This window comes from Rummeliibacillus pycnus (genome assembly GCF_002884495.1).
GTDB lineage: Bacteria > Bacillota > Bacilli > Bacillales_A > Planococcaceae > Rummeliibacillus > Rummeliibacillus pycnus.
In genome coordinates this window covers 3,033,522-3,059,708 of the sequence record NZ_KZ614145.1, presented here as the reverse complement: position 1 = coordinate 3,059,708, position 26,187 = coordinate 3,033,522, and the positions used below count along the sequence as shown (strand labels likewise).

38 protein-coding genes are annotated in these 26,187 nt (G+C 38.5%); all 38 read right to left on the bottom strand.

The annotated features are described in order from the left end of the window. Positions 1-13: 13 nt before the first annotated feature. A complete protein-coding gene (locus CEF14_RS14945) occupies positions 14-811 on the bottom strand; it encodes an energy-coupling factor transporter transmembrane component T family protein (RefSeq protein ID WP_102693570.1) in 798 nt (265 codons plus the stop codon). Then, the gene (locus CEF14_RS14940; protein WP_102693569.1) at positions 808-1,680 is read right to left on the bottom strand and encodes an energy-coupling factor ABC transporter ATP-binding protein; all 873 of its coding nucleotides are present in this window, start codon (positions 1,678-1,680) and stop codon (positions 808-810) included. The genes CEF14_RS14945 and CEF14_RS14940 overlap by 4 nt, the downstream gene beginning before the upstream one ends. After that, positions 1,656-2,501: an energy-coupling factor ABC transporter ATP-binding protein gene (locus CEF14_RS14935; protein ID WP_102693568.1), complete on the bottom strand. Its 846-nt coding sequence runs from the start codon at positions 2,499-2,501 to the stop codon at positions 1,656-1,658. Before CEF14_RS14935 ends, CEF14_RS14940 begins: the two co-directional genes overlap by 25 nt. Positions 2,502-2,891: 390 nt before the next feature. After that, complete coding sequence (gene rplQ, locus CEF14_RS14930; RefSeq protein ID WP_102693567.1) at positions 2,892-3,272, bottom strand: 50S ribosomal protein L17; 381 nt, start codon at positions 3,270-3,272, stop codon at positions 2,892-2,894. A gap of 51 nt (positions 3,273-3,323) precedes the next feature. Continuing rightward, positions 3,324-4,268, bottom strand: coding sequence for a DNA-directed RNA polymerase subunit alpha (locus tag CEF14_RS14925; RefSeq protein ID WP_102693566.1), 945 nt, complete (start codon positions 4,266-4,268; stop codon positions 3,324-3,326). A 134-nt stretch (positions 4,269-4,402) separates the two neighbouring features. Beyond that, positions 4,403-4,792, bottom strand: coding sequence for a 30S ribosomal protein S11 (gene rpsK / locus CEF14_RS14920; RefSeq protein ID WP_102693565.1), 390 nt, complete (start codon positions 4,790-4,792; stop codon positions 4,403-4,405). Between the two features lie 25 nt (positions 4,793-4,817). Beyond that, positions 4,818-5,183, bottom strand: coding sequence for a 30S ribosomal protein S13 (gene rpsM / locus CEF14_RS14915; protein WP_102693564.1), 366 nt, complete (start codon positions 5,181-5,183; stop codon positions 4,818-4,820). A gap of 24 nt (positions 5,184-5,207) precedes the next feature. Beyond that, positions 5,208-5,321, bottom strand: a complete 114-nt coding sequence (gene rpmJ / locus CEF14_RS14910) for a 50S ribosomal protein L36 (RefSeq protein WP_000868344.1) — start codon at positions 5,319-5,321, stop codon at positions 5,208-5,210. A gap of 37 nt (positions 5,322-5,358) precedes the next feature. Continuing rightward, positions 5,359-5,577: a translation initiation factor IF-1 gene (infA, locus tag CEF14_RS14905; protein ID WP_038179110.1), complete on the bottom strand. Its 219-nt coding sequence runs from the start codon at positions 5,575-5,577 to the stop codon at positions 5,359-5,361. Positions 5,578-6,007: 430 nt separating this feature from the next. Continuing rightward, positions 6,008-6,661: an adenylate kinase gene (locus CEF14_RS14900; protein ID WP_102693563.1), complete on the bottom strand. Its 654-nt coding sequence runs from the start codon at positions 6,659-6,661 to the stop codon at positions 6,008-6,010. Between the two features lie 65 nt (positions 6,662-6,726). Further along, positions 6,727-8,013 carry a preprotein translocase subunit SecY gene (gene secY, locus CEF14_RS14895; RefSeq protein WP_102693562.1) on the bottom strand — a complete coding sequence of 429 codons (1,287 nt, stop codon included), beginning with the start codon at positions 8,011-8,013 and terminating at the stop codon, positions 6,727-6,729. Beyond that, entirely contained in the window at positions 8,013-8,453 is a 441-nt protein-coding gene (gene rplO, locus CEF14_RS14890; RefSeq protein WP_102693561.1) for a 50S ribosomal protein L15, read from the bottom strand. The genes secY and rplO overlap by 1 nt, the downstream gene beginning before the upstream one ends. A gap of 32 nt (positions 8,454-8,485) precedes the next feature. Beyond that, positions 8,486-8,668: a 50S ribosomal protein L30 gene (gene rpmD / locus CEF14_RS14885; RefSeq protein WP_102693560.1), complete on the bottom strand. Its 183-nt coding sequence runs from the start codon at positions 8,666-8,668 to the stop codon at positions 8,486-8,488. Between the two features lie 14 nt (positions 8,669-8,682). After that, the gene (gene rpsE, locus CEF14_RS14880) at positions 8,683-9,186 is read right to left on the bottom strand and encodes a 30S ribosomal protein S5 (protein ID WP_102693559.1); all 504 of its coding nucleotides are present in this window, start codon (positions 9,184-9,186) and stop codon (positions 8,683-8,685) included. A gap of 21 nt (positions 9,187-9,207) precedes the next feature. Next, positions 9,208-9,567: a 50S ribosomal protein L18 gene (rplR, locus tag CEF14_RS14875; RefSeq protein ID WP_102693558.1), complete on the bottom strand. Its 360-nt coding sequence runs from the start codon at positions 9,565-9,567 to the stop codon at positions 9,208-9,210. A gap of 33 nt (positions 9,568-9,600) precedes the next feature. Then, positions 9,601-10,140 (bottom strand): 50S ribosomal protein L6, encoded by a 540-nt coding sequence (gene rplF / locus CEF14_RS14870; RefSeq protein ID WP_102693557.1) that lies wholly within the window; start codon positions 10,138-10,140, stop codon positions 9,601-9,603. A gap of 32 nt (positions 10,141-10,172) precedes the next feature. Beyond that, a complete protein-coding gene (rpsH, locus tag CEF14_RS14865; protein ID WP_102693556.1) occupies positions 10,173-10,571 on the bottom strand; it encodes a 30S ribosomal protein S8 in 399 nt (132 codons plus the stop codon). Between the two features lie 30 nt (positions 10,572-10,601). After that, positions 10,602-10,787, bottom strand: a complete 186-nt coding sequence (locus tag CEF14_RS14860; RefSeq protein WP_068450148.1) for a type Z 30S ribosomal protein S14 — start codon at positions 10,785-10,787, stop codon at positions 10,602-10,604. 17 nt (positions 10,788-10,804) lie between these two features. Next, positions 10,805-11,344, bottom strand: coding sequence for a 50S ribosomal protein L5 (gene rplE / locus CEF14_RS14855; RefSeq protein WP_102693555.1), 540 nt, complete (start codon positions 11,342-11,344; stop codon positions 10,805-10,807). 26 nt (positions 11,345-11,370) lie between these two features. Continuing rightward, a complete protein-coding gene (gene rplX, locus CEF14_RS14850) occupies positions 11,371-11,682 on the bottom strand; it encodes a 50S ribosomal protein L24 (RefSeq protein WP_102693554.1) in 312 nt (103 codons plus the stop codon). Positions 11,683-11,717: 35 nt separating this feature from the next. After that, a complete protein-coding gene (gene rplN / locus CEF14_RS14845) occupies positions 11,718-12,086 on the bottom strand; it encodes a 50S ribosomal protein L14 (RefSeq protein WP_102693553.1) in 369 nt (122 codons plus the stop codon). Between the two features lie 40 nt (positions 12,087-12,126). Next, on the bottom strand, positions 12,127-12,390 hold the full coding sequence (gene rpsQ / locus CEF14_RS14840) for a 30S ribosomal protein S17 (protein WP_102693552.1): 264 nt from the start codon (positions 12,388-12,390) through the stop codon (positions 12,127-12,129). Positions 12,391-12,410: 20 nt separating this feature from the next. Next, on the bottom strand, positions 12,411-12,611 hold the full coding sequence (gene rpmC / locus CEF14_RS14835; protein WP_102693551.1) for a 50S ribosomal protein L29: 201 nt from the start codon (positions 12,609-12,611) through the stop codon (positions 12,411-12,413). Next, on the bottom strand, positions 12,601-13,035 hold the full coding sequence (gene rplP, locus CEF14_RS14830) for a 50S ribosomal protein L16 (protein ID WP_102693550.1): 435 nt from the start codon (positions 13,033-13,035) through the stop codon (positions 12,601-12,603). Before rplP ends, rpmC begins: the two co-directional genes overlap by 11 nt. 1 nt (position 13,036) lies before the next feature. Further along, positions 13,037-13,693: a 30S ribosomal protein S3 gene (gene rpsC, locus CEF14_RS14825; RefSeq protein WP_102693549.1), complete on the bottom strand. Its 657-nt coding sequence runs from the start codon at positions 13,691-13,693 to the stop codon at positions 13,037-13,039. A 3-nt stretch (positions 13,694-13,696) separates the two neighbouring features. Then, positions 13,697-14,041, bottom strand: coding sequence for a 50S ribosomal protein L22 (gene rplV, locus CEF14_RS14820; protein WP_102693548.1), 345 nt, complete (start codon positions 14,039-14,041; stop codon positions 13,697-13,699). A gap of 21 nt (positions 14,042-14,062) precedes the next feature. Next, the gene (gene rpsS / locus CEF14_RS14815; protein ID WP_102693547.1) at positions 14,063-14,344 is read right to left on the bottom strand and encodes a 30S ribosomal protein S19; all 282 of its coding nucleotides are present in this window, start codon (positions 14,342-14,344) and stop codon (positions 14,063-14,065) included. Between the two features lie 60 nt (positions 14,345-14,404). Then, positions 14,405-15,235: a 50S ribosomal protein L2 gene (gene rplB, locus CEF14_RS14810; RefSeq protein WP_102693546.1), complete on the bottom strand. Its 831-nt coding sequence runs from the start codon at positions 15,233-15,235 to the stop codon at positions 14,405-14,407. A 37-nt stretch (positions 15,236-15,272) separates the two neighbouring features. Then, on the bottom strand, positions 15,273-15,551 hold the full coding sequence (gene rplW / locus CEF14_RS14805; protein WP_102693545.1) for a 50S ribosomal protein L23: 279 nt from the start codon (positions 15,549-15,551) through the stop codon (positions 15,273-15,275). After that, positions 15,551-16,174, bottom strand: a complete 624-nt coding sequence (rplD, locus tag CEF14_RS14800) for a 50S ribosomal protein L4 (protein WP_102693544.1) — start codon at positions 16,172-16,174, stop codon at positions 15,551-15,553. The genes rplW and rplD overlap by 1 nt, the downstream gene beginning before the upstream one ends. Positions 16,175-16,200: 26 nt before the next feature. Then, positions 16,201-16,830, bottom strand: coding sequence for a 50S ribosomal protein L3 (gene rplC / locus CEF14_RS14795; RefSeq protein WP_102693543.1), 630 nt, complete (start codon positions 16,828-16,830; stop codon positions 16,201-16,203). A 47-nt stretch (positions 16,831-16,877) separates the two neighbouring features. Next, a complete protein-coding gene (gene rpsJ / locus CEF14_RS14790; protein WP_004233624.1) occupies positions 16,878-17,186 on the bottom strand; it encodes a 30S ribosomal protein S10 in 309 nt (102 codons plus the stop codon). A gap of 510 nt (positions 17,187-17,696) precedes the next feature. Further along, the gene (tuf, locus tag CEF14_RS14785) at positions 17,697-18,884 is read right to left on the bottom strand and encodes an elongation factor Tu (protein WP_102693542.1); all 1,188 of its coding nucleotides are present in this window, start codon (positions 18,882-18,884) and stop codon (positions 17,697-17,699) included. Positions 18,885-19,031: 147 nt separating this feature from the next. Further along, positions 19,032-21,113, bottom strand: a complete 2,082-nt coding sequence (gene fusA, locus CEF14_RS14780; protein WP_102693541.1) for an elongation factor G — start codon at positions 21,111-21,113, stop codon at positions 19,032-19,034. A 42-nt stretch (positions 21,114-21,155) separates the two neighbouring features. Continuing rightward, positions 21,156-21,626, bottom strand: coding sequence for a 30S ribosomal protein S7 (rpsG, locus tag CEF14_RS14775; RefSeq protein ID WP_102693540.1), 471 nt, complete (start codon positions 21,624-21,626; stop codon positions 21,156-21,158). 35 nt (positions 21,627-21,661) lie between these two features. Continuing rightward, complete coding sequence (rpsL, locus tag CEF14_RS14770; protein WP_102693539.1) at positions 21,662-22,081, bottom strand: 30S ribosomal protein S12; 420 nt, start codon at positions 22,079-22,081, stop codon at positions 21,662-21,664. A gap of 139 nt (positions 22,082-22,220) precedes the next feature. Continuing rightward, complete coding sequence (locus CEF14_RS14765) at positions 22,221-22,382, bottom strand: ribosomal L7Ae/L30e/S12e/Gadd45 family protein (protein ID WP_281256553.1); 162 nt, start codon at positions 22,380-22,382, stop codon at positions 22,221-22,223. Positions 22,383-22,563: 181 nt separating this feature from the next. Continuing rightward, positions 22,564-26,166 carry a DNA-directed RNA polymerase subunit beta' gene (rpoC, locus tag CEF14_RS14760; protein WP_102693538.1) on the bottom strand — a complete coding sequence of 1,201 codons (3,603 nt, stop codon included), beginning with the start codon at positions 26,164-26,166 and terminating at the stop codon, positions 22,564-22,566. Positions 26,167-26,187: the final 21 nt, after the last annotated feature.

Sequence of the window (26,187 nt, the reverse complement as noted above, 5' to 3'; positions counted from 1 at the left end):
TCTCCTATTTCTATTAACTACGCAAATATATTAATAAAACTGTCATCACCACAATAGAAAGAAGTACTACCGTATCTCCAAAACGCCATTTTAATTGACGATAACGAGTTCTGCCTTCTCCTCCACGATATCCTCGCACTTCCATAGCTGTTGCTAGGTCTTCAGCTCTTTTAAAAGCACTTACAAATAACGGTACTAATAATGGAACAACTGCTTTTATCCGTTCTGTTATTGGCCCAATAGTGATATCAGAACCTCTAGCCATTTGTGCCTTCATAATTTTATCTGTTTCATCCATTAATGTTGGGATAAAGCGTAACGAAATAGACATCATTAATGCCAATTCATGTACAGGTAGTCTGAACCTTTTCAGGGGATTTAACAATACTTCCATCCCATCAGTAATAGATATTGGTGAGGTAGTTAATGTTAGAATCGAAGTAACCAAAACCAATACTAAAAATCGAACGGAAATATATATTCCTTGTCTAAGCCCTTCTTCATAAATATGGATAAATTTCCACCCAAATAATAATGGGCCTTCTTTCGTAAAGAATATTTGCAATAAAAAAGTAAATACCATTAATAGTAAAACCGGCTTTAAACCATTTATTAAAAAGTACACTTTAATGCGTGATATCAATATGATTAGTAAAGTGAACACTAATAATGCAATGTATGACGGTGTATTATTGGCCAAAAAGACTACGATGATAAACGCAAATACGAATATAAGCTTTGAACGTGGATCTAATCTATGAATAAATGAATCACCTGGAATGAATCGACCGAAAATCATTTTTTCCATCATTGATCATCACGCTCCTCACGTAACACTTTCGCAATCAATTTTGCCAGCTCTTCTTCTGTTAAACAAAGCTTTGGTAGCCTACGACCAATTTTCTGTTCAAATTGATTTTGAAAACGAACAATATGAGGTACTTCCAAACGGAAGTTAGCTAATTTTTCCGCATCATTAAAAATTTCTTGAGGTGTACCTGTTAAAACACACTGCCCTTCATGCATAATTGCAATATGATCCGCATAACGTGCTGCGTCCTCCATGCTATGTGTTACCAAAATAGTGGTTAAATTTCGTTCTTTGTGTAAATGATAAAACAATTCCATTATTTCTTTACGACCTCTAGGATCCAGTCCTGCAGTTGGTTCATCCAAAACAATTACCTCTGGTTCCATTGCTAATACACCGGCAATCGCAACCCGACGCATTTGTCCACCTGATAAATCAAAAGGTGATTTCTCAAGTACTGTTTCAGGTAATCCTACTAATTTTACTAATGTATGAGCACGTTCAATTGATTCTTCCTCCGACACACCAAAGTTCATTGGGCCGAATATGATATCTTTTAAAACAGTCTCTTCAAATAATTGATGTTCAGGAAATTGAAAAACAATGCCCACTTTTTGGCGTACTAGATGGATATCCTTATCTTTTTTTCCTGACGTAATGGTTTTATTTCCAATACGTACTGCTCCATCCGTAGGCCTTAATAAAGCGTTTAAATGCTGCAAAATTGTTGATTTACCTGAACCAGTATGTCCAATGATGGCTTGATAACTACCTGAAGGAATAGCTAAATCCACATCAAATAAAGCTCTTTTTTCAAAAGGAGTGCCTGGTGCATAGGCAAAGTTTACTTTTTGAAGTTCGATATCCATAGATCATTCACCAACTGTTCTTCTGTCATGTGTTCACCTAGAAGTTGTAAACCTTCTGCCTGTAGGAGCTTTGTAAGCTTCATGGCAAACGGCAAATCCAATCCCAGTTCAACTAATTGATCGCCTAATGTAAAAATTTCAGAAGGAGTCCCTTCAGCAAACTTTTTGCCACCATTCATAAACAATAGTCGATCAGCCATAATTGCTTCTTCTAAATCATGTGTAATCGATAAAACTGTTAACCCTGTTCTCTCACGAAGGTTTCTCACTATTGAAAGTACCTCTTGACGCCCTTGCGGATCAAGCATGGATGTTGCTTCATCTAATATAAGTAAGCGTGGTTGCAATGCAAGTGCTCCTGCTATAGCAACACGTTGCTTCTGTCCACCTGATAGATGCTGTGGCTCATGATTTAAAAAATCACCCATTTTTACTTGATCTAAAGCCTCATGAACACGCTTGACCATTTCATCATAAGGTATACCATTATTTTCTAAGGCAAATGCTACATCATCTTGCACAGTAGCACCTACAAACTGATTATCAGGATTTTGGAAAACCATTCCGATTTGAGAACGTATTTCCCATAAGTTTTCTTCGTTTAATAGTTGCCCCATAATTTGTACTGTTCCCTTTTGTGGAAAAAGTAATCCATTAATAAGGCGAGTAATAGTTGATTTACCTGAACCGTTGTGACCTACAATTGCAATCCATTCGCCCTCTTCTACCTTAAAGGAAACATCTTCAACTGCATTTTTTATTGTGGGCTCGTCAGGTGTATATGTGAATGTCACATTATTCAGTGATAAGATTTCATGCATGTGTTTAATCTCCTCTCGCTAGACAATCCTAAGCTCTACTCTTCTATAACTTACACTGTTTTATGTATGATTACTAGCGGGAAATAGTTTTATTTAAAAAAATACGACTTTGCCCAATATGGCAAAAGTCGATTCTATAAATACCTATCAAATTGAAATAAAAAAGCGCGCACCCCATTCAGAGAAATGCGCATAATTCGATATCTCGCGTTCTAAGGTTGCTCAGACCTTAAACGTGAATGGGGTGCGTAGAGCTAAACGAGACAGCACAAGTCCGCTCATCATAACGCTCAGCTTTTAAATTTGTCGTATAAATCTTCATTTTTGAAAAAAAGAGGGTGTAAGTTCAAATTATTGTGAACAAGTACACCCTCCCCCGCATTGTCATAATTAAACTAATTCAATTACAACTACAGGCGCACCGTCACCACGGCGAGGTCCCATTTTCATAATGCGAGTATAACCACCTTGGCGGTCAGCGTAGCGTGGTGCTACATCATCAAACAATTTTTGAAGAGCAAAAACTGTTGATTCGTTACCTTCAGCATCAGTTGAAGTTGCTACTTCATGACGGATAAATGCAGCAGCTTGACGACGTGCGTGTAAGTCACCGCGTTTACCTAGAGTAATCATTTTTTCAACTACTGAGCGTAATTCTTTCGCACGAGTTTCTGTTGTTTCAATACGTTCGTTAATGATTAAGTCTGTTGCTAAATCACGTAACAACGCTTTACGTTGAGAACTTGTACGTCCAAGTTTTCTGTAACCCATGGATGTTTCCCTCCTTCGTTCAATTACTGATCTTACATACTATAAAGTCGCTTAGTCTTCTTCTCGTAACCCTAAACCAAGCTCTTCTAACTTCGCTTTTACTTCTTCTAATGATTTACGTCCCAAATTACGTACTTTCATCATATCGTCCTCAGATTTGTTAGCCAATTCAAGAACTGTATTGATACCTGCACGTTTTAGGCAGTTGTAAGAACGAACAGAAAGATCAAGTTCTTCAATAGTCATTTCTAGAACTTTTTCTTTTTGATCTTCTTCTTTTTCAACCATGATTTCAGCAGTTTTTGCTTCATCAGTTAAACCAACGAAGATATTTAAGTGCTCGGTTAAAATCTTAGCTCCGAGCGAAATCGCCTCTTTTGGACCGATGCTGCCATCTGTCCACACATCAAGTGAAAGTTTATCGAAATCGGAAGATTGTCCAACACGAGTACCTTCAACTGTGTAGTTGACGCGTGAAACTGGAGTGTAAATAGAGTCGATCGGGATCACGCCGATAGGAAGATCCTCACGTTTGTTTTGATCAGCTGGAGTATATCCACGTCCACGTTGCGCATACATACGCATACGAAGATGACCATTTTTAGCAACAGTTGCAATGTATAGATCTGGGTTTAATACTTCTACGTCACTGTCATGTGTAATATCAGCAGCAGTTACAACCCCATCACCTTTAAAATCAATTTCAATGACTTTTTCTTCATCAGAATAGATTTTTAAAGCTAGCTTTTTAATATTCAAAATAATTGATGCAACATCTTCTACAACGCCTTCAATAGTAGAGAATTCGTGTAGTACGCCGTCAATTTGAATTGAAGTTACAGCAGCTCCTGGTAAAGAAGACAGAAGGATACGACGTAGTGAATTACCCAAAGTAGTGCCATACCCACGTTCAAGTGGTTCTACAACAAACTTGCCGTATTTTAAATCATCACTGATCTCAACGGTTTCAATCTTTGGTTTTTCAATTTCGATCATTCAATTTACCCTCCTTCAAAACATCGAATATATGGTATTATTTCCAATAAAATCGAATGTCAATCAATCATTAAGATTGTTAAATTCTGTTTGTGTATAAAAAGTGTACTCAATACATAAGAGAGTTGCAACTATTATACACGACGACGTTTTGGTGGGCGGCAACCATTATGAGGAACTGGAGTTACGTCTTTGATAGCTGTAACTTCTAAACCTGCAGCTTGTAGTGCACGGATAGCAGCTTCACGACCTGCACCAGGACCTTTAACAGTTACTTCTAAAGTTTTTAAACCATGTTCTAGAGATGCTTTAGCAGCAGTTTCAGCAGCCATTTGAGCAGCGAATGGTGTAGATTTACGAGAACCTTTGAAACCTAGTGCACCTGCTGAAGACCATGAAACAGCATTACCTTGCATGTCTGTAATGGTTACAATTGTATTATTAAATGTAGAACGGATGTGTGCAATACCAGATTCGATATTTTTTTTCACACGACGTTTACGAGTTTGTTGTTTACGTGCCATGTTAAGAAGAAACCTCCTTTACCTATTATTTTTTCTTGTTAGCTACAGTTTTACGAGGACCTTTACGCGTACGCGCATTGTTTTTAGAATTTTGTCCACGAACTGGTAAGCCACGACGGTGACGAATACCGCGGAATGAACCGATTTCCATTAGACGTTTAATGTTAAGTGAAGTTTCACGACGAAGATCACCTTCAACTTTATATTTATCTAATTGTTCACGGATTTTGTTTAGTTCGTCTTCAGTTAAGTCACGAACTCGAGTATCTTCTGAAACACCAGCGTCAGCAAGAACTTTTTTAGCTGTTGTGTTACCGATACCGAAAATGTATGTTAATGAAATTACAACGCGTTTTTCGCGTGGAATGTCAACACCAGCAATACGTGCCATGTACGATGTACACCTCCTTGGGAATTATCCTTGTTTTTGTTTGTGTTTAGGATTTTCACAGATTACCATTACTTTACCGCGTCGGCGAATAACTTTACATTTTTCGCAGATCGGTTTCACAGATGGTCTCACTTTCATCTAACCTAACCTCCTTAGTGGTCCGGAGTGCAAAAGATTATTTAAAACGGTATGTGATACGACCGCGAGTTAAATCATATGGAGATAACTCAATTGTTACCTTATCTCCAGGTAAGATGCGAATAAAGTGCATACGAATTTTGCCTGATACATGTGCAAGAACTGTATGACCATTTTCTAATTCTACCTTAAACATCGCGTTTGGCAAAGTTTCAACAACTGTGCCTTCGATTTCAATTACATCGTCTTTCGCCATCGACCCTGTCTCCCTTCTATATGTGCAATTCAGGTTCTTATCGTCAAATTCTTTCGGAATTTGCTGCAAGAGTAAGTTACATGCCTCAACATATGTTTGGATTGTATGAGAGATGTTCGAAAGACGCTACATCAGGCTTCGCTTCTCGAACCAAGATTTATGTGCCAGGTTATACCTGTATCTCACACGATCCCCGGCTGTCCTAGATGAGATCCTGCATACCCGTTTACACAGATACTTTTCCACGAAACCCATTATACCCTTTCAGAATAGAGATTGCATCAAGGATAAATGGTATCCTACAAAAGATACAAATTATTCATCAGTGCATAGACCGGGTACAATATGCTTTTGCAGCTCTCGAAAATAACTTTCCGCTATGCTACCACATACTCCCGCGGTTGCAGATATCTGCGCCCTTAATCGGGTATTAGTTGCGGTTGCCTTTTAATAGAGCATCAACATCAGCAAATACATCATTGATATCTTGCTGACCATTAATGTTAGTTAAAACATTTTTCTTACCGTAAAAGTCAAGTAATGGTTGAGATTGCTTGATATTTACTTCCAGACGGTTAGTGACCGTTTCCGGATTATCGTCTGCTCTTTGATAAAGTTCTCCTCCATCTTTATCACATTTTCCTTCCTCTTTAGGAGGATTGAAAACTAAATGATAAGAAGAGCCACATACTTTACAGATACGACGACCTGTTAAACGTTTAATCAATTCTTCTTGTTCTACTTCGATGTTCACAACATACTCTACTTTTTTGCCAAGATCAGATAGAATACCATCCAATGCTTCAGCTTGAGTAGTTGTACGTGGGAAGCCATCTAGTAAGAATCCTTGATTACAATCAGGTTGGCTTAAACGTTCACGAACGATGCCAATCGTAACTTCATCCGGTACCAATGCACCTTTATCAATATACGATTTAGCTTTAAGCCCTAATTCCGTACCGTTTTTCATAGCTGCACGGAACATATCGCCTGTAGAAATATGAGGGATGTCGTACTTCTCAACAATTTTGTCTGCTTGAGTACCTTTACCAGCACCAGGCAAACCCATTAAAACGATATTCATACGGTGTGCCCCCAATATCAGTATGAAGGTTTTTAGGAACGGATAACGTTCCAAAAAACCAACTATTATTTCATAAAACCTTTATAGTGTCGTTTTACAAGTTGTGATTCTAGTTGTTTCATCGTTTCTAGTGCAACACTTACTACGATTAGTAAACTAGTACCGCCAATTTGTGCAGATTGTGGAAGATTAGCAATATTGATAAACAAAATTGGAAGAACTGCCACTACTGCTAAGAAAATCGACCCTACAAATGTTAAGCGATATAAAACAGTTGTTAAATAATCTTGCGTACTTTTACCTGGGCGAATACCTGGTATATAAGCACCTTGCTTCTTCAGATTATCTGCAACCTTTTCTGGATTTACTTGAACAAACGCATAGAAATACGCAAACGCAATAATTAACGCAACGTATAAGATCATACCAATTGGTTGACCATAATCAAACGTTTTTTCAATAAATTGTGTTACTTTAGTGTCTTCAAAGAAAGTAGCAATCGTTCGAGGTGTCACGAGGAATGCGACTGCGAAGATTACTGGAATAACCCCAGCAGAGTTAACTTTCAATGGAAGATGAGATTGTTGTGCTCCACGTTGTGCTCCAGAACCTTTTGCATATTGGATTGGAATTTTACGATTCGCTTGTTGAACGTAAATAACGCCAATTACAATTGCAAGGGCTGCTAAAGCAATCACGACAAGTGTGACAATGTTGATAAACAATTGGCTACCAGCATTTTCAAACTGCTGAGCGTAAATTTGGTTCACTGTATTTGGTAATGCAGCAACGATCCCAGCGAAGATGATAATGGAAATACCATTTCCAACACCTTTTTCTGTAATCTGTTCGCCTAGCCATAATAAGAATGCTGTACCAGCAGTCAACACGATTGCAATTGTGAGGTAAGTCATTACTCCTTCTTCTCTAATCAATGAACCGCCGTACATACGGTTAAAACCGTAAGACATAGCGATTGATTGAATAAAAGCAAGAATAATTGCAAAGTAACGTGTAAATTGGGCAATCTTACGTCGACCAACTTCACCTTGTTTTGACCACTCGGTGAACTTCTTCACAACATCCATTTGTAACAGTTGAACAATAATTGATGCCGTAATATAAGGCATAATCCCCATCGCAAAAATAGAGAAGTTTTTAAGAGCTCCACCGCCAAAAGTATTCAAGAAACCAACCAAGCTATATTGATCAGTTTGTTGTAATACTTCAGCATCTACATTTGGTACTGGAATGAATGATCCTATACGGAAAATAACCAACATCAAAAGGGTGAAAATGATTTTATTTCTTATATCTCTCACGCGCATAAAGTTAGAGATTGTTCGAAACATTAAATCACCTCAATGTTTCCGCCGGCATTTTCAATTGCTGCTTGTGCAGACGCAGAGAATTTATGAGCTTTAACAGTAAGCTTTTTATCAAGTGATCCATTACCTAGAACTTTGATACCTGCTTTTTCTTTACCCACAACGCCAGTTTCAACAAGTAAAGCTGGTGTAACTTCTGTGCCTTCTTCAAAACGATTTAACGCGTCAAGATTTACGATAGCGTATTCTTTGCGGTTAATGTTAGTGAATCCACGTTTTGGTAAACGACGGAAGATTGGGTTTTGACCACCTTCAAATCCAGGGCGTACACCGCCGCCTGAACGTGATTTTTGACCTTTTTGACCTCTACCAGAAGTTTTACCGTTACCTGTGGCAATACCACGACCTACACGGTTACGTTCTTTACGTGAACCAGCAGCTGGTTCTAACTCATGAAGTTTCATTAGATGGCACCTCCTTGTTATTAAATTTAAAATTATTTTTCAGTAACTGTCACTAAATGAGCAACTTTAGTAATCGCACCGCGAATAGCTTCGTTGTCATTGTGTTCAACAGTTTGATGTAATTTACGTAAGCCTAATGCTTCGATAGTTTTACGTTGAGCTGGTTTAGCTCCAATTAAACTTTTAGTGAGGGTAATTTCTAGTTTATTTGACATGTTATTTCCCTCCCTTAACCTAGTAATTCTTCTACTGATTTACCACGAAGTTTTGCAACTTCTGCAGCTTGTTTTAGTTCAGATAAACCTTTAATAGTTGCACGTACCATGTTAATTGGTGTGTTTGAACCTAAAGATTTAGAAAGAATATCAGTAATACCAGCAAGTTCAAGTACGGCACGTACTGGACCACCAGCGATAACACCTGTACCAGGAGCAGCAGGTTTAATCATGATATGACCTGCACCAAAGTTACCAATTACTAAGTGAGGTGTAGTACCACCTACACGTGGAACTTCAATTAGGTTTTTCTTCGCATCTTCAACAGCTTTACGAATAGCATCAGGTACTTCTTGAGCTTTACCTGTACCAAAACCTACATGGCCATTACGATCTCCAACTACAACTAATGCAGTAAAGCGGAAACGACGTCCACCTTTTACAACTTTAGCAACGCGGTTGATAGTAACAACGCGTTCTTCAAGTTCTAGATTGTTTGCGTCAATATTAAGACCCATGAAAAGTGTACCTCCTTCTTATTAAAATTCTAAACCGTTTTCGCGAGCAGCTTCAGCTAAAGCTTTTACGCGTCCATGATATAAGTAACCACCGCGGTCAAATACAACAGCTTTGATGTTTTTTTCCGCAGCACGTTTAGCGATTGTTTCACCAATTTTTGTAGCAGCTTCCACATTGCTTGCAGTACCTTCAAAATCTTTATCCATAGTTGAAGCTGAAGCAAGTGTTACGCCTTGAGTATCGTCAATAATTTGAGCGTAGATGTGTTTATTTGAACGGTAAACATTTAAACGTGGACGTTGTGTTGTACCTGAAATTTTAGCACGTACGCGAGCATGACGTTTTTTACGAACTTGATTTTTATCTTGTTTCGTAATCACAAAGGGTCACTCCTTTCTAATGCTTAGGCAGCATTATTTACCTGTTTTACCTTCTTTACGGCGAACATATTCGCCTTCGTAACGGATCCCTTTACCTTTATAAGGTTCTGGTGGACGTACGTCACGGATGTTTGAAGCAAGAGCTCCAACTTTTTCTTTAGAAATACCTTTAACTACCACTTTAGTGTTAGATGGTACTTCGATTTCTAATCCATCTTCTGGTGTGAATTCAACTGGGTGAGAGTAACCAACGTTCAATACAAGTTTTTTACCTTGTAATTGAGCACGATAACCAACCCCAACTAATTCTAAAGATTTAGCGAATCCTTCAGATACACCTGTTACCATGTTAGCTAGTAACGCACGAGTTGTACCGTGGTTTGTACGATGTTCTTTAGATTCAGAAGGACGTGTTAAAGAGATCACATTACCTTCTTGTTCGATTTTAATATCTTTATTTAAAGCACGAACTAATTCGCCTTTTGGTCCTTTTACAGTTGCTACGTTATCAGCATCAATTGATACAGTAACACCTGCAGGCACCTCGATTGGCTTTTTACCTATACGAGACATTTAATGTTGCACCTCCATTCTTTTGTTGCTAATTACCAAACGTATGCTAGAACTTCGCCGCCAACTTTTTTAGCGCGAGCTTCTTTGTCTGTTAATAAACCTTGTGAAGTTGATACTAAAGCGATACCTAGACCGTTCAACACTTTAGGTACTTCATTAGTTTTAGCGTAAACGCGTAGACCTGGTTTAGAAATACGTTTTAAACCTGTAATAACACGTTCGTTATTTTGACCGTATTTTAAGAAGATACGGATAATACCTTGTTTGTCATCTTCAACATATTCAACGTCACGAATGAAACCTTCACGCTTAAGAATTTCAGCGATTTCTTTTTTAATATTAGAAGCTGGAAGCTCTAATTTTTCGTGACGGACCATGTTAGCATTACGAATGCGTGTAAGCATATCTGCAATTGGATCTGTCATAGTCATTACAATTTACCTCCTTCCCAAATTAGGGGATTACCAGCTGGCTTTTTTAACGCCAGGAATTTGTCCCTTATAAGCAAGTTCACGGAAACAAATACGGCAAAGTTTAAATTTACGGTATACAGAATGTGGACGGCCACAGCGTTCACAACGAGTATATTCTTGAACTTTGAACTTTGAACCACGTTGTTGTTTAATGATCATTGATTTTTTAGCCACGTTCTCGCCTCCCTATATTATTTTTGGAATGGCATACCGAATTGTGTTAACAACTCGCGAGCTTCTTCATCAGAGTTCGCAGTAGTAACGATAACGATATCCATACCGCGTACTTTTGAAACTTTATCATAGTCGATTTCAGGGAAAATTAATTGTTCTTTTACACCAAGAGTATAGTTACCGCGACCATCAAATGCTTTTTTAGAAACACCGTGGAAGTCACGTACACGTGGAAGAGAAATAGAAATTAATTTGTCCAAGAAGTCATACATACGTTCACCACGTAATGTAACTTTTGCACCGATTGGCATACCTTCACGAAGACGGAAACCAGCGATTGATTTTTTAGCTTTTGTAATAACTGGTTTTTGACCAGTGATTAATGTTAATTCTTCTACAGCTGCATCAAGAACTTTAGAGTTTTGAACTGCGTCACCAACACCCATATTGATAACGACTTTTTCAACTTTTGGTACTTGCATAGTTGAAGTGTATTCGAATTTGCTCATAAGAGCTTTAGAAACTTCGTTTTCATATTTTTCTTTTAGGCGGTTCATGTTTGTACCTCCCTTCTCTTTTAAACTTATTTATCGATTACTGCACCTGATTTTTTTGCTACACGAACTTTTTTGCCATTTTCCTCTTTATAACCTACGCGAGTCGGCTCGCCAGATTTAGGATCAATTAGCATTACGTTCGAAACGTGAATTGCTGCCTCTTGGCTGACAATTCCACCTTGTGGATTAAGTTGGTTTGGTTTCACGTGTTTTTTAACAATGTTAACACCTTCAACTAACACACGGTCTTTTTTAGGAAAAGCAGCTAGGATCACACCTGTTTTACCTTTATCTTTTCCTGTAATAACCATTACTTTGTCGCCTTTTTTAACATGCATTCTGTCGCACCTCCTTGATTGGCACTTTCATGTAATTAAAGAACTTCCGGAGCTAATGAAACGATCTTCATGAAGCTATTGTCACGTAATTCACGTGCAACTGGTCCGAAAATACGTGTTCCGCGTGGTGATTTATCATCTTTAATGATTACACATGCGTTTTCATCAAATTTGATGTAAGTACCGTCTTTGCGACGAACACCGCTTTTTGTACGAACGATAACAGCTTTAACTACATCGCCCTTCTTGACAACGCCACCTGGTGTTGCTTTCTTAACTGTACAAACGATCACATCACCAATGTTAGCTGTTTTACGTCCAGAACCACCAAGTACTTTAATTGTTAATACTTCTTTTGCACCTGAGTTGTCGGCAACTTTCAAACGACTTTCTTGTTGAATCACTTAGGTTACCTCCCTTCGGACTATGTTGTTCCGAATTTTATTAGATAATAACCGCTTTTTCTACAACTTCAACTAAACGGAAGCGTTTAGTAGCTGATAGCGGACGAGTTTCCATAATGCGTACGATATCTCCAACTTTAGCTTCGTTGTTTTCATCATGCGCTTTGAACTTTTTAGAGTATTTTACACGTTTACCATATAGCGAATGCTTTTTGTAAGTTTCAACCATAACAGTGACTGTTTTGTCCATTTTATCTGAAACTACTCGGCCTGTGTAAACTTTGCGTTGGTTACGCTCAGTCATGCTTGCAAACCTCCTCTTTATCAGTTATTTGCACTGATTTCTCTTTCACGAATCACAGTTTTCATTCGCGCAATCGCTTTACGTACTTCACGAATGCGAGCTGTGTTTTCTAATTGACCAGTCGCCAATTGGAAGCGAAGGTTGAAAAGCTCTTCTTTCAGTGATTTTACTTTTACTTCGATTTCTACAGTTGTAAGTTCACGGATTTCATTAGCTTTCATTAGATTCACCACCAATTTCTTCACGTTTAACAATCTTACATTTAACAGGTAATTTATGTGATGCTAAACGAAGTGCTTCACGAGCGATTTCTTCTGAAACGCCACCGATTTCAAACATAATTCTACCTGGTTTTACTACGGCTACCCAACCTTCAGGAGCACCTTTCCCTGAACCCATACGTACTTCAAGAGGCTTTTTAGTGTATGGTTTGTGTGGGAAGATTTTAATCCAAACTTTACCGCCACGTTTTGTATAACGAGTCATAGCAATACGTGCAGCTTCGATTTGACGGTTAGTGATCCAGCTAGCTTCAAGAGCTTGCAAACCAAATTCACCGAATGCAATTTCAGTACCGCCTTTAGCTTCACCACGCATTTTGCCACGGTGTACACGACGGTATTTAACGCGTTTTGGCAATAACATATTATTTGCCTCCTTCCACAGAGTTCTTCTTAACTGGAAGGACTTCACCGCGATAGATCCATACTTTAACACCTAATTTACCATAAGTAGTGTCAGCTTCAGCATGAGCATAATCAATGTCAGCACGAAGAGTATGAAGCGGAACAGTTCCTTCACTGTAGTGTTCAGCACGAGCGATATCAGCGCCACCTAGACGACCAGATACTTGAGTTTTAATACCTTGAGCACCTGCACGAATTGTGCGTTGAATTGCTTGTTTTTGTGCACGACGGAATGATACACGGTTTTCTAATTGGCGAGCGATGTTTTCAGCTACCAATTTTGCATCAAGATCAGCACGTTTAATTTCAACGATGTTGATGTGTACACGTTTACCAGTCATTTCGTTAAGGTTTTTACGAAGTGATTCAACTTCAGTACCGCCTTTACCGATAACCATACCTGGTTTCGCAGTGCTAATTGTAATGTTGATTTTATTTGCAGCACGTTCGATTTCAACTTTAGAAACCGATGCTTCTTTTAAACTAGTTTCGATGAATTTACGAACTTTAATGTCTTCGTGAAGTAATGTAGCATAGTCTTTTTCTGCGTACCATCTAGATTCCCAGTCACGAATGACACCGACACGTAATCCTATTGGATGTACTTTTTGTCCCACGTATTATCCCTCCTTCTTCTCAGATACCACGATTGTAATGTGGCTTGTACGTTTGTTAATTGCGCTTGCACGTCCTTGAGCACGTGGACGGAAACGTTTTAATGTTGGACCTTCGTCAACGAATACTTCTGAAATTACTAAGTTGTTAACGTCTAAATCATAATTGTGTTCAGCGTTAGCGACTGCAGATTTTAACACTTTTTCTACTACAGGAGATGCTGCTCTTGGAGTATGGCGTAAAATTGCAACTGCTTCGCCAACTTGCTTGCCTCGAATTAAATCAACTACTAAGCGGACTTTACGAGGAGCAATTCGAACTGTGCGAGCAATAGCTTTAGCTTGTTGCATCAGGATTTACCTCCCCTCAAATTAGCGTACTGAAGTTTTCTTATCATCTGCACCATGTCCTTTAAAAGTACGAGTTGGTGCAAATTCGCCTAGTTTATGACCTACCATATCTTCAGTCACGTATACAGGCACGTGTTTACGTCCATCATATACAGCGATTGTTAAACCGATAAAGTTCGGGAAGATTGTAGAGCGGCGAGACCAAGTTTTGATCACTTGTTTTTTTTCTGAATCTTGTTGAGCTTCCACTTTTTTCATTAAGTGTTCATCAACAAAAGGTCCTTTTTTCAAGCTACGACCCATTTTGGAACCTCCCTCCGTGATTTCACCACGGTTCTCTCATTGAACCGTAGTCTAATCACATTATTTTTTACGACGACGAATGATAAGTTTGTCGGATTTGTTTTTCTTGTTACGAGTTTTGTAACCAAGTGCTGGTTTACCCCATGGAGTCATTGGTGATTTACGTCCTACAGGAGCTTTACCTTCACCACCACCGTGTGGGTGATCGTTAGGGTTCATTACAGAACCACGAACAGTTGGGCGTTTGCCTAACCAACGAGTACGACCAGCTTTACCAAGGTGAATTAGTTCGTGTTGTTCGTTACCAACTTCACCGATAGTAGCGCGGCATGTACCTAGAATCATACGAACTTCGCCTGATTGAAGACGAACGATTACGTATTTATCTTCTTTACCTAGAATTTGAGCAGATGTACCAGCAGAACGTACTAGTTGACCACCTTTACCAGGTTTCATTTCAATATTGTGGATTGTTGTACCCATTGGGATGTTTGATAGTGGTAGAGCGTTACCTACTTTAATATCAACTTCTGGACCAGATACAATTGTCATTCCAACTTCTAGACCTTTTGGTGCTAGGATGTAACGTTTTTCACCATCAGCATAGTTAATTAATGCGATGTTTGCAGATCGGTTTGGATCATACTCGATAGTAGCAACGCGTCCTGGAATGCCATCTTTCAAACGTTTGAAATCGATGACACGGTATTGACGTTTGTGGCCACCACCATTATGACGAACAGTGATTTTACCTTGGTTATTACGACCAGCTTTGCGTTTTGTAGATTCTAACAATGATTTTTCAGGTTTGTTAGTAGTAATCTCAGCAAAGTCAGATGATGTCATATTACGACGACCATTTGAGGTAGGCTTATACTTTTTAATCGCCATTTGTGTTCCCTCCTTCTTTATTGTTCATATTGAACGATTACATTTCGAATAATTCGATTTCGCCTTCAGCTAATTTAACGATTGCTTTACGACGTTTGTTTGTGTAACCACCGAATTTACCGACACGTTTGAATTTACCTTTGTAGTTCATGATGTTGACTTTTTCAACTTTCACGCCAAAGATTTCTTCAACAGCGTCTTTTACTTCTGTTTTGTTGGCACGAGTGTCAACTTCAAAAGTATATTTGTTTTCTGCCATTTGTTCTGAAGAACGCTCAGTAATGACAGGACGTTTTAATACTTCACGTGCTTCCATTAACCAAGCACCTCCTCAACTTGTTGTACAGCAGCTTGAGTGAATACAACTTTATCATGACCTACAAGATCAAGAACGTTGATTCCAGCAGCAGTTAGAACTGTTACACCTGGGATGTTACGAGCAGATAATGCTACGTTTTCATCTAGATCAGCAGTTACGAATAATGCTTTAGATTCGATAGAAAGATCAGTAAGAACTTTTACGAAATCTTTTGTTTTTGGTGCATCTAGTTTTAGAGCATCCAAAACTACGAAGTTTGTTTCAGCAACTTTTGAAGATAATGCTGATTTAAGAGCTAAGCGACGAACTTTTTTAGGAAGTTTGTAGCTGTAGCTACGAGGTGTAGGACCGAATACAGTACCACCGCCACGCCATTGTGGAGAACGGATAGAACCTTGACGAGCACGACCTGTACCTTTTTGACGCCATGGTTTACGACCACCACCAGAAACTTCAGAGCGGTTTTTAACTTTATGTGTACCTTGACGAAGTGAAGCGCGTTGAGCGATTACAGCGTCAAATAATACTGATTGATTAGGTTCAATTCCGAAGATCGCATCGTTTAGTTCGATTTCACCTACAGAAGAACCTGTTTGACTAAGTACGTTAACTTTTGTCATTCCTGTTTCCTCCTTTCTTCGGAAAATTAATTAGCTTTAATAGCAGATTTAACTGTTACTAATGCTTTACGAGAACCAGGAACATTACCTTTAATAAGTAGCAAGTTACGTTCAGCATCAACTTTAACAATTGTTAAGTTTTGAATTGTTACTGTGTTGCCACCCATTTGACCAGGTAATTTTTTTTGTTTAAATACGCGGTTCGGAGCAACTGGACCCATTGAACCAGGACGACGGTGGTAACGAGAACCGTGGGCCATTGGACCACGAGATTGTCCGTGGCGTTTGATAACACCTTGGAAACCTTTACCTTTAGTAACACCTGTTACATCTACTACATCGCCTTCTGCGAAAATTTCAACCTTGACTTCTTGACCAACTTCGTACTCAGCTAAGTTTACATCGCGAATTTCGCGGATGAAGCGCTTAGGAGTAGTGTTTGCTTTAGCTACATGTCCTTTTTCAGGTTTGTTTGAAAGTTTTTCACGTTTATCTTCGAAACCGATTTGGATTGCTTCGTAGCCATCTGTTTCAGCTGTTTTCTTTTGAAGTACTACGTTTGGAGCAGCTTCAACAACAGTTACAGGGATCAAATCACCATTCTCAGCAAAAACTTGCGTCATACCGATTTTTCTACCTAAGATTCCTTTGGTCATTAGTCACACCTCCTAAAATATTTGGGATTTTATTATACTTTTTACCATTATAGTTTGATTTCAATATCAACGCCTGATGGTAAATCTAATTTCATTAACGCATCAACAGTTTGTGGTGTTGGGTTAACGATATCGATTAGACGTTTATGCGTGCGCATTTCAAATTGTTCACGAGAATCTTTGTACTTGTGAACTGCACGAAGAATAGTGTAAACAGATTTTTCAGTTGGTAGTGGTATCGGACCTGATACACTAGCACCTGAACGTTTAGCAGTTTCCACAATTTTCTCAGCAGATTGATCAAGAATTCTATGATCATACGCTTTTAAACGAATGCGAATCTTTTGTTTTGCCATTATTTTCCCTCCTTTTCGCCTATTCCCTAGACATTCTCCACGGAAATTTCCCACACACGCGCCATGGCAATGCGGCCGGGTGTGCCGGCAACCTCCCGCTTCATCGCAGTCAAAGACCAACATTCAATATTATACATAAAAGATTAAAAATAAGCAAGAGATTTCACGAAATTCTTTTCAATGTTATAGATTTTCTCCACTCTTCTTATTACTGCTTTTTTCACGCTTTACAGTATATAAAAAATTATTCACTTTGACAATTATTTTGTTTATGTTTTTTATATTTTTTCAGGGGTTATGTTTCTTAGAAAATAAAAAGTTTTAAAAACGATCTTCTAAATCAAAATATAGTTATATTCTTAAATCGATTAATAAATGATAGAACAAAATTATATAGCATATATTAATATCTTAATTCATATATGCATAAACTTCTTATAACCAATAAAAAAACCATCCCGTGTGCACTCGGGATGGTTTCATAAAGCGAATGATCTTTAAAAACTAAAATTATTTAGAGATTGAAGATACAACGCCAGCGCCTACAGTACGGCCACCTTCACGGATTGAGAATTTAGTACCTTCTTCAATAGCGATTGGGTGAATAAGTTCTACGTTCATTTCAACGTTATCGCCAGGCATTACCATTTCTACGCCTTCTGGTAGAGTGATTACGCCAGTAACGTCAGTTGTACGGAAGTAGAATTGTGGACGGTAGTTAGAGAAGAATGGAGTATGACGGCCACCTTCTTCTTTTGATAATACATAAACTTCAGCTTTGAAAGTTGTATGTGGAGTGATTGAACCTGGTTTAGCTAATACTTGACCACGTTGGATATCTTCACGAGCCACACCACGTAGTAAAGCACCGATGTTATCGCCTGCTTCTGCGTAGTCTAATAATTTACGGAACATTTCAACGCCTGTTACAGTTGTTTGTTTAGTTTCTTCTGCGATACCTACGATATCAACAACATCGCCGACTTTTAATTGACCGCGTTCTACACGACCAGTAGCAACTGTACCACGACCAGTGATAGAGAATACGTCTTCGACTGGCATCATGAATGGTTTATCAGTTTGACGTTCTGGAGTTGGGATGTATGAATCTACAGCATCCATTAATTCGATGATTTTTTCTTCCCATTCTGGTTCGCCTTCAAGAGCTTTAAGAGCAGAACCTTTGATTACAGGAACATCATCGCCTGGGAAGTCGTATTCAGAAAGTAAGTCACGAACTTCCATTTCTACTAATTCAAGTAATTCTTCGTCATCTACCATATCGCATTTGTTTAAGAATACTACTAGGTAAGGAACACCTACTTGACGAGATAATAGGATATGTTCACGAGTTTGAGGCATTGGGCCATCAGCAGCAGATACTACTAAAATACCGCCGTCCATTTGAGCAGCACCAGTGATCATGTTTTTAACATAGTCAGCGTGTCCTGGGCAGTCAACGTGAGCATAGTGACGAGTTTCAGTTTCATATTCGATGTGAGAAGTGTTGATTGTGATACCGCGTTCTTTTTCTTCAGGAGCGTTATCGATTTGATCGTATGATTTAGCTTCCCCACCCATTTTTTTAGAAAGAACTGTTGCGATTGCAGCAGTTAAAGTAGTTTTACCATGGTCAACGTGTCCGATTGTACCAATGTTAGCATGTGTTTTAGAACGGTCGAATTTTTCTTTAGCCATTTTAAAATTGCCTCCTCAGGGATTTAAGTTTTAGTTTATAGTTATGCACCTCAGGATAGCAGGGCCCTACTTCCTGAAGATTACATAGCTTACATGTTATTTATACTTGATAAATAGGTAAAATTCAATTAAAAAATTGAATTAATATTATTCACCTTTGTTTTGTTTAATGATTTCTTCACCGATAGATTTTGGAACTTCTTCATAATGGTCAAATACCATTGAGAATGTACCGCGACCTTGTGTAGCTGAACGTAAAGTTGTTGCATAACCAAACATCTCAGCAAGTGGAACCATTGCACGAACAACTTGAGCATTACCGCGAGCTTCCATACCTTCTACGCGACCACGGCGAGAAGTAATGTTACCCATGATATCACCAAGGTATTCTTCTGGCATTACAACTTCTACTTTCATAATTGGTTCTAATAGAACTGGGTTACATTTAGAAACCGCGTTTTTAAGAGCCATTGAAGCAGCAACTTTGAATGCCATTTCGTTTGAATCGACATCATGGTAAGAACCATCGAATAATTTCGCTTTAATATCGATTAATGGGAATCCAGCAAGGACACCATTTTGTAAAGAATCACGAAGACCTGCTTCTACAGCTGGAATGTATTCACGAGGAACTACACCACCAACGATAGCATTTTCGAATTCGAAACCTTTACCTTCTTCGTTTGGTTCAAACTCGATCCAAACGTGACCGTATTGACCACGACCACCTGATTGACGTACAAATTTACCTTCAACTTGAGCACCAGTACGGAAAGTTTCACGGTAAGATACTTGAGGAGCACCTACGTTAGCTTCAACGTGGAACTCACGTTTCATACGGTCAACGATAATATCAAGGTGAAGTTCACCCATACCAGAGATGATTGTTTGGCCAGTTTCTGTGTCAGTGTGAGCACGGAAAGTTGGGTCTTCTTCTTGTAGTTTTTGTAAAGCTTGTCCCATTTTATCTTGGTCAGCTTTAGATTTTGGTTCTACAGAAAGAGAAATAACTGGTTCAGGGAATTCCATTGATTCAAGAATAACTAGGTTACTTTCGTCACATAGAGTATCACCAGTAGTAGTAGCTTTAAGACCTACAGCAGCTGCAATGTCCCCAGCATATACTTTTTCAATTTCTGAACGAGAATTAGCGTGCATTTGTAGGATACGACCTACGCGTTCACGTTTACCTTTTGTAGAGTTTTGTACGTATGAACCTGATTCAAGAACACCTGAGTACACACGGAAGAAAGTTAATTTACCAACATAAGGGTCAGTCATAACTTTGAATGCTAATGCTGAGAATGGTTCTTCATCAGATGAGTGACGTACGATTTCTTCTTCGCCATCAACAGAAGTACCTTTAATAGCAGCAACGTCTGTTGGAGCTGGAAGGTAATCAATTACTGCATCAAGCATTAATTGAACACCTTTGTTTTTGAATGCAGTACCACAAGTTACAGGGTAGAATTCAACGCTCAAAGTTGCTTTACGAATAGCAGCTTTAAGTTCTTCTTTAGTGATTTCTTCACCAGCGAAGTATTTTTCCATTAAATCTTCATCAAGTTCAGCTACAGCTTCAATCAATTTTTCATGATATTCTTCAGCTTGTGCTTTATATTCTTCTGGAATTTCTTTAACTTCTGCATTTGAACCATCATCGCCTTCTTTGTAGAAAGTAGCGTTCATTTCTACAAGGTCAATGATTGCATGGAATTCATCTTCTGCACCGATTGGTAATTGGATTGGATGAGCATTAGCTTCTAGACGTTCATGTAATGTTTTTACAGAATATAAGAAGTCAGCACCGATTTTATCCATTTTGTTGATGAATACAATACGTGGTACGCCGTAAGTTGTAGCTTGACGCCATACTGTTTCAGTTTGTGGTTCTACTCCTGATTGTGCATCAAGAACAGTCACAGCACCATCAAGTACACGAAGAGAACGTTCAACTTCAACAGTGAAGTCTACGTGTCCTGGTGTGTCAATGATGTTAACTCGGTGACCTTTCCATTGAGCTGTTGTAGCAGCAGAAGTGATAGTGATACCACGTTCTTGTTCTTGCTCCATCCAGTCCATTTGAGAAGCACCTTCGTGAGTTTCACCGATTTTATGAATCTTACCAGTGTAATAAAGGATACGCTCAGTTGTTGTTGTTTTACCAGCATCAATGTGAGCCATGATTCCAATATTACGAGTATTCTCAAGGGAGAACTCTCTAGTCATGCGGTCTTTCTCCTTCCATAATGGATTAAGATTAAATTGTGATTACCAACGGTAGTGAGCGAATGCTTTGTTCGCTTCTGCCATTTTGTGCATATCTTCACGTTTTTTAACTGATGCACCAGTGTTGTTAGAAGCATCTAGAATTTCGTTAGCTAGACGTTCTTCCATTGTTTTTTCGCCACGAAGACGAGAGTAGTTTACTAGGTAACGAAGACCAAGAGTTGTACGACGTTCTGGGCGTACTTCAACTGGCACTTGATAGTTAGCACCACCTACACGGCGAGCACGTACTTCAAGAACTGGCATTACATTGTTTAATGCAGCATCGAATACTTCTAGTGGATCTTTACCTGAGCGTTCTTTCACTAATTCGAAAGCTCCGTATAAGATTTTTTGAGAAGTACCTCTTTTACCATCTACCATCATTTTATTGATTAAACGAGTTACTAGTTTTGAATTATAAATTGGATCTGGTAACACGTCACGTTTGGAAACAGGACCTTTACGAGGCATTTGTTTTCCTCCTTTCAGCTAAAAGCTAATTTACATTATTTTTTTTCTTTAGGTTTTTTAGCACCATATAGAGAACGAGATTGCATACGGCCGTTTACTGCAGCTGTATCTAATGCACCACGTACAACGTGATAACGTACCCCTGGTAAGTCTTTTACACGACCGCCACGAATAAGAACAACACTGTGTTCTTGTAGGTTATGGCCTTCACCAGGAATGTAAGCATTAACCTCGATTTGGTTTGTTAAACGTACACGAGCGTATTTACGTAACGCTGAGTTTGGTTTTTTAGGAGTCATTGTACCAACACGTGTACAAACACCACGTTTTTGTGGAGAGTTAACATCAGTCAATGATTTTGCAAAGCTGTTGTAACTTTTGTTTAACGCTGGTGATTTTGATTTTTTACTTTTGGATTGACGAGGCTTACGTACTAATTGGTTAATTGTAGGCATCGATTTTTCCTCCCTTCATTTTGTTTCTTTAAATCCACACATCCAGGTGGTTCATTTTTGGGTAAAAAACAAAGTCTTTGCGTGATCATCGCAAAAACTAACTTTCAGCAACTGCAGTACCCACTTAATTTTAGTAGGATTAACCAAGTTTTCTCTTCGAGTCTACAAATACAACGGGAATACCATTTTCTTGTGCTAAATGCACCGCATGCGTGGTAATTCGAACGTCTGCATTTAGAGCAACGAAAACTTTGGTTACATGAACAGTTTGTAATACTGTAACTATTTGTTTAATACCAATGATTGTTTTGTTTGTCTATTTGACTTTTTCATAAGACATTTTCATATCCTTCAAAATGATAAATGATAGACAATCAACTATCAACCTAGAATATATTAACACCCATCTGTAATGATGTCAACGAATATTATAAAAAAATCCAAGGAGAAAAACTTTCTCCCCTTGGATTTTCTTTAAAAAATTACTCAGCAGCAATTGTTTCTTCTGTTTTTTCTGCTTCACTTTCCGCAATTTTAATTTGACGATAGCGTTGCATACCTGTACCAGCTGGAACAAGTTTACCTAAGATAACATTTTCTTTAAGACCAAGTAATTCATCACGTTTACCTTTAATTGCAGCATCTGTTAAGACACGAGTTGTTTCTTGGAACGATGCAGCAGATAGGAATGATTCTGTTTCAAGAGAAGCTTTTGTAATACCAAGGATTACTGGGCGACATGTTGCAGGGATTTTACCCGCATGTACAGCTTCAGCATTTGCTTCAGAGAATTGGTGAATATCAAGTAATGTACCTGGTAGTAATTCAGTTTCACCAGCTTCAATAACACGTACTTTACGAAGCATTTGGCGAACCATTACTTCGATGTGTTTATCTCCGATTTCTACACCTTGCATACGATATACTTTTTGGACTTCTTTTAATAGATATTCTTCAACTGAAGCAACATCTGTTACTTTTAATAATTCTTTAGGATCTATAGAACCTTCTGTAAGAATTTGACCATGTTTAACTTGATCGTTTATTTGTACTTTTAAACGTGCATTATATGGAGCCAAATATTTACGAGTTTCTACTGCACCTTGAACTGTAATTTCTTTTTGACCATCACGAACTTCATCGATATCTGTAACAACACCAGCAATTTCAGTGATAACAGCTTGACCTTTAGGGTTACGTGATTCAAAGATTTCTTGAATACGTGGAAGACCTTGAGTGATATCGGCACCTGCTACACCACCTTGGTGGAATGTACGCATTGTTAATTGTGTACCTGGTTCACCGATAGATTGAGCAGCGATGATACCAACTGCTTCACCCACTTCAACTTTATCACCTGTTGCTAAGTTCATACCATAACATTTTTTACATACACCATGTTTAGTGTTACATGTAAATGCAGATCGAATTGTTACTTCTTCAATACCAACTTCAACAATTTTACGAGCAAGTTCAGCTGTAATTAAATCGTCTCTCGCTACCATTACTTCGTTTGTTTCTGGATGACGTATTGTTTTCTTAGCATAACGGCCAGTCATACGTTCTTCTAATGATTCGATGATTTCTGTTCCTTCTTTTAGAGAAGTAATCGTTAAACCACGGTCAGTACCACAATCATCCTCACGAACGATAACATCTTGTGCAACGTCTACTAGACGACGAGTAAGATAACCTGAGTCAGCTGTTTTAAGTGCTGTATCGGCAAGACCTTTACGCGCACCGTGAGTAGAGATGAAGTATTCCAATACTGTTAAACCTTCACGGAATGAAGATTTGATTGGAAGTTCAATAATACGACCAGCTGGGTTGGCCATCAAGCCACGCATACCAGCAAGTTGTGTAAAGTTAGATGCGTTACCACGGGCACCAGAGTCACTCATCATGAAGATTGGGTTTTCTGCTGGAAGTGAGTCCATCAGTTTAGATTGGATTTCATCTTTTGCAGCACTCCAGAATGAAATAACACGATCGTATCGTTCTTCTTCAGTAATTAAACCACGGCGGAATTGTTTCATTACTTTATCTACTTGTTCTTGTGCATGGTGTAAAATTTCTTGTTTACCAGGTAATACGATGATATCTGAGATACCAATTGAAATACCAGCTTTAGTAGAGAATTTGAAACCAAGGTCTTTTAGACGGTCAAGCATCTTAGATGTTTCAGTAATGTGATAACGTGAAAATACTTCAGCAATAATTTTACCTAGATATTTTTTCGTAAATGGTTTAATAACTTCTTGAGATGCTATATGTTCCTTAACGTTAGTTGTTGTTGGAACAAAGTATTTATCTGGTGTGCCATCTTGTAAGTTTGAAGTTGTTGGTTCATTGATGTAAGGGAAAGAATCATCTAGGATTTCATTGAAGATAACTTTACCTACAGTTGTAATCAACAATTTATTATTTTGTTCTTCAGTAAATGTTTTGTTATTTAAAGATGAAGCTTTAATTGCAATACGAGAATGCAAATGTACTTCACTGTTTTGATAAGCAACATTTAATTCGTCTGGTCCATAGAAGATTGTACCTTCACCAACAGCACCTTGACGTTCAAGTGTTAAGTAGTAATTACCTAATACCATATCTTGAGAAGGTGTTACGACTGGTTTACCATCTTTAGGATTTAAGATGTTTTGTGCTGCAAGCATTAACAAACGTGCTTCAGCTTGTGCTTCAGCTGATAATGGAACGTGAACCGCCATTTGGTCACCATCGAAGTCAGCGTTGTATGCTGTACATACTAATGGGTGAAGACGAATTGCTTTACCTTCAATTAGAGTTGGTTCGAACGCTTGGATACCAAGTCTATGAAGGGTCGGTGCACGGTTAAGTAAAACTGGATGTTCTTTCATGATGTCTTCAAGTACATCCCATACTTCTTCATGCATACGTTCAATTTTACGTTTTGCAGATTTGATATTATGTGCTAAACCACGTTCAACAAGCTCTTTCATTACAAAAGGTTTAAACAATTCAATTGCCATACCTTTTGGAAGACCACATTGGTACATTTTAAGTGATGGACCTACTACGATTACAGAACGGCCAGAGTAGTCAACACGTTTACCAAGTAAGTTTTGGCGGAAACGGCCTTGTTTACCTTTTAACATGTGGGAAAGAGATTTTAATGGACGGTTACCAGGGCCAGTAACTGGGCGACCGCGACGACCATTATCGATTAAAGCATCTACCGCTTCTTGAAGCATACGTTTTTCGTTTTGAACGATAATTCCAGGAGCTCCAAGATCAAGAAGGCGTTTCAAACGATTATTACGGTTAATAACTCGACGATATAAGTCATTTAAGTCAGATGTTGCAAATCGACCACCATCTAGTTGTACCATTGGACGTAATTCTGGTGGAATTACAGGAAGTACATCTAAAATCATCCATTCTGGACGGTTACCTGAATGACGGAACGATTCAACAACTTCTAAACGTTTTATAGCACGTGTACGGCGTTGGCCTTGTGCTGTTTTAAGTTCTTCTTTAAGTGCTTCTGTTTCTTTATCAAGGTCAATTTCTTGTAGCAATTGCTTAATAGCTTCTGCACCCATTGCAGCTTCAAAAGTTTTACCGTATTTTTCGCGGTATGCACGGTATTCTTTTTCTGAAAGCAATTGTTTTTTCTCAAGTGGTGTGTCTGCTGGATCGATTACTACATAAGAAGCAAAGTAAATTACTTCTTCAAGTGCACGAGGTGACATATCCAAAATTAGCCCCATACGGCTTGGAATGCCTTTAAAATACCAAATATGCGAAACTGGAGCAGCTAACTCGATGTGACCCATACGTTCACGACGTACTTTTGCACGTGTTACTTCTACACCACAACGATCGCAAACTACACCTTTATAGCGTACGCGTTTGTATTTACCGCAATGACATTCCCAGTCCTTTGTAGGTCCGAATATGCGTTCACAGAACAAACCATCTTTTTCTGGTTTAAGTGTACGATAGTTAATAGTTTCTGGTTTTTTTACTTCTCCATAAGACCATGAGCGAATTTTATCAGGTGAAGCCAAACCGATTTTCATGTACTCAAAATTATTAACGTCTATCAAGGAGCCTACCTCCCTTTATTC

Coding starts and splice junctions, on each gene's coding strand:
- CEF14_RS14945 (WP_102693570.1), bottom strand. CDS start 811: ATGATGGAAAAAATGATTTTCGGTCGATTCATTCCAGGTGATTCATTT.
- CEF14_RS14940 (WP_102693569.1), bottom strand. CDS start 1,680: ATGGATATCGAACTTCAAAAAGTAAACTTTGCCTATGCACCAGGCACT.
- CEF14_RS14935 (WP_102693568.1), bottom strand. CDS start 2,501: ATGCATGAAATCTTATCACTGAATAATGTGACATTCACATATACACCT.
- rplQ (WP_102693567.1), bottom strand. CDS start 3,272: ATGGGTTACAGAAAACTTGGACGTACAAGTTCTCAACGTAAAGCGTTG.
- CEF14_RS14925 (WP_102693566.1), bottom strand. CDS start 4,268: ATGATCGAAATTGAAAAACCAAAGATTGAAACCGTTGAGATCAGTGAT.
- rpsK (WP_102693565.1), bottom strand. CDS start 4,792: ATGGCACGTAAACAACAAACTCGTAAACGTCGTGTGAAAAAAAATATC.
- rpsM (WP_102693564.1), bottom strand. CDS start 5,183: ATGGCACGTATTGCTGGTGTTGACATTCCACGCGAAAAACGCGTTGTA.
- rpmJ (WP_000868344.1), bottom strand. CDS start 5,321: ATGAAAGTGAGACCATCTGTGAAACCGATCTGCGAAAAATGTAAAGTT.
- infA (WP_038179110.1), bottom strand. CDS start 5,577: ATGGCGAAAGACGATGTAATTGAAATCGAAGGCACAGTTGTTGAAACT.
- CEF14_RS14900 (WP_102693563.1), bottom strand. CDS start 6,661: ATGAATATCGTTTTAATGGGTTTGCCTGGTGCTGGTAAAGGTACTCAA.
- secY (WP_102693562.1), bottom strand. CDS start 8,013: ATGTTTCGAACAATCTCTAACTTTATGCGCGTGAGAGATATAAGAAAT.
- rplO (WP_102693561.1), bottom strand. CDS start 8,453: ATGAAACTTCATGAGTTAGAACCAGCTGCTGGTTCACGTAAAGAACGT.
- rpmD (WP_102693560.1), bottom strand. CDS start 8,668: ATGTCAAATAAACTAGAAATTACCCTCACTAAAAGTTTAATTGGAGCT.
- rpsE (WP_102693559.1), bottom strand. CDS start 9,186: ATGGGTCTTAATATTGACGCAAACAATCTAGAACTTGAAGAACGCGTT.
- rplF (WP_102693557.1), bottom strand. CDS start 10,140: ATGTCTCGTATAGGTAAAAAGCCAATCGAGGTGCCTGCAGGTGTTACT.
- rpsH (WP_102693556.1), bottom strand. CDS start 10,571: ATGACTATGACAGATCCAATTGCAGATATGCTTACACGCATTCGTAAT.
- rplE (WP_102693555.1), bottom strand. CDS start 11,344: ATGAACCGCCTAAAAGAAAAATATGAAAACGAAGTTTCTAAAGCTCTT.
- rplX (WP_102693554.1), bottom strand. CDS start 11,682: ATGCATGTTAAAAAAGGCGACAAAGTAATGGTTATTACAGGAAAAGAT.
- rpsQ (WP_102693552.1), bottom strand. CDS start 12,390: ATGACTGAGCGTAACCAACGCAAAGTTTACACAGGCCGAGTAGTTTCA.
- rpmC (WP_102693551.1), bottom strand. CDS start 12,611: ATGAAAGCTAATGAAATCCGTGAACTTACAACTGTAGAAATCGAAGTA.
- rplP (WP_102693550.1), bottom strand. CDS start 13,035: ATGTTATTGCCAAAACGCGTTAAATACCGTCGTGTACACCGTGGCAAA.
- rplV (WP_102693548.1), bottom strand. CDS start 14,041: ATGCAACAAGCTAAAGCTATTGCTCGCACAGTTCGAATTGCTCCTCGT.
- rpsS (WP_102693547.1), bottom strand. CDS start 14,344: ATGGGTCGTAGCTTGAAAAAAGGACCTTTTGTTGATGAACACTTAATG.
- rplB (WP_102693546.1), bottom strand. CDS start 15,235: ATGGCGATTAAAAAGTATAAGCCTACCTCAAATGGTCGTCGTAATATG.
- rplW (WP_102693545.1), bottom strand. CDS start 15,551: ATGGAAGCACGTGAAGTATTAAAACGTCCTGTCATTACTGAGCGTTCT.
- rplD (WP_102693544.1), bottom strand. CDS start 16,174: ATGACAAAAGTTAACGTACTTAGTCAAACAGGTTCTTCTGTAGGTGAA.
- rplC (WP_102693543.1), bottom strand. CDS start 16,830: ATGACCAAAGGAATCTTAGGTAGAAAAATCGGTATGACGCAAGTTTTT.
- rpsJ (WP_004233624.1), bottom strand. CDS start 17,186: ATGGCAAAACAAAAGATTCGCATTCGTTTAAAAGCGTATGATCATAGA.
- tuf (WP_102693542.1), bottom strand. CDS start 18,884: ATGGCTAAAGAAAAATTCGACCGTTCTAAAACACATGCTAACATTGGT.
- fusA (WP_102693541.1), bottom strand. CDS start 21,113: ATGACTAGAGAGTTCTCCCTTGAGAATACTCGTAATATTGGAATCATG.
- rpsG (WP_102693540.1), bottom strand. CDS start 21,626: ATGCCTCGTAAAGGTCCTGTTTCCAAACGTGACGTGTTACCAGATCCA.
- rpsL (WP_102693539.1), bottom strand. CDS start 22,081: ATGCCTACAATTAACCAATTAGTACGTAAGCCTCGTCAATCCAAAAGT.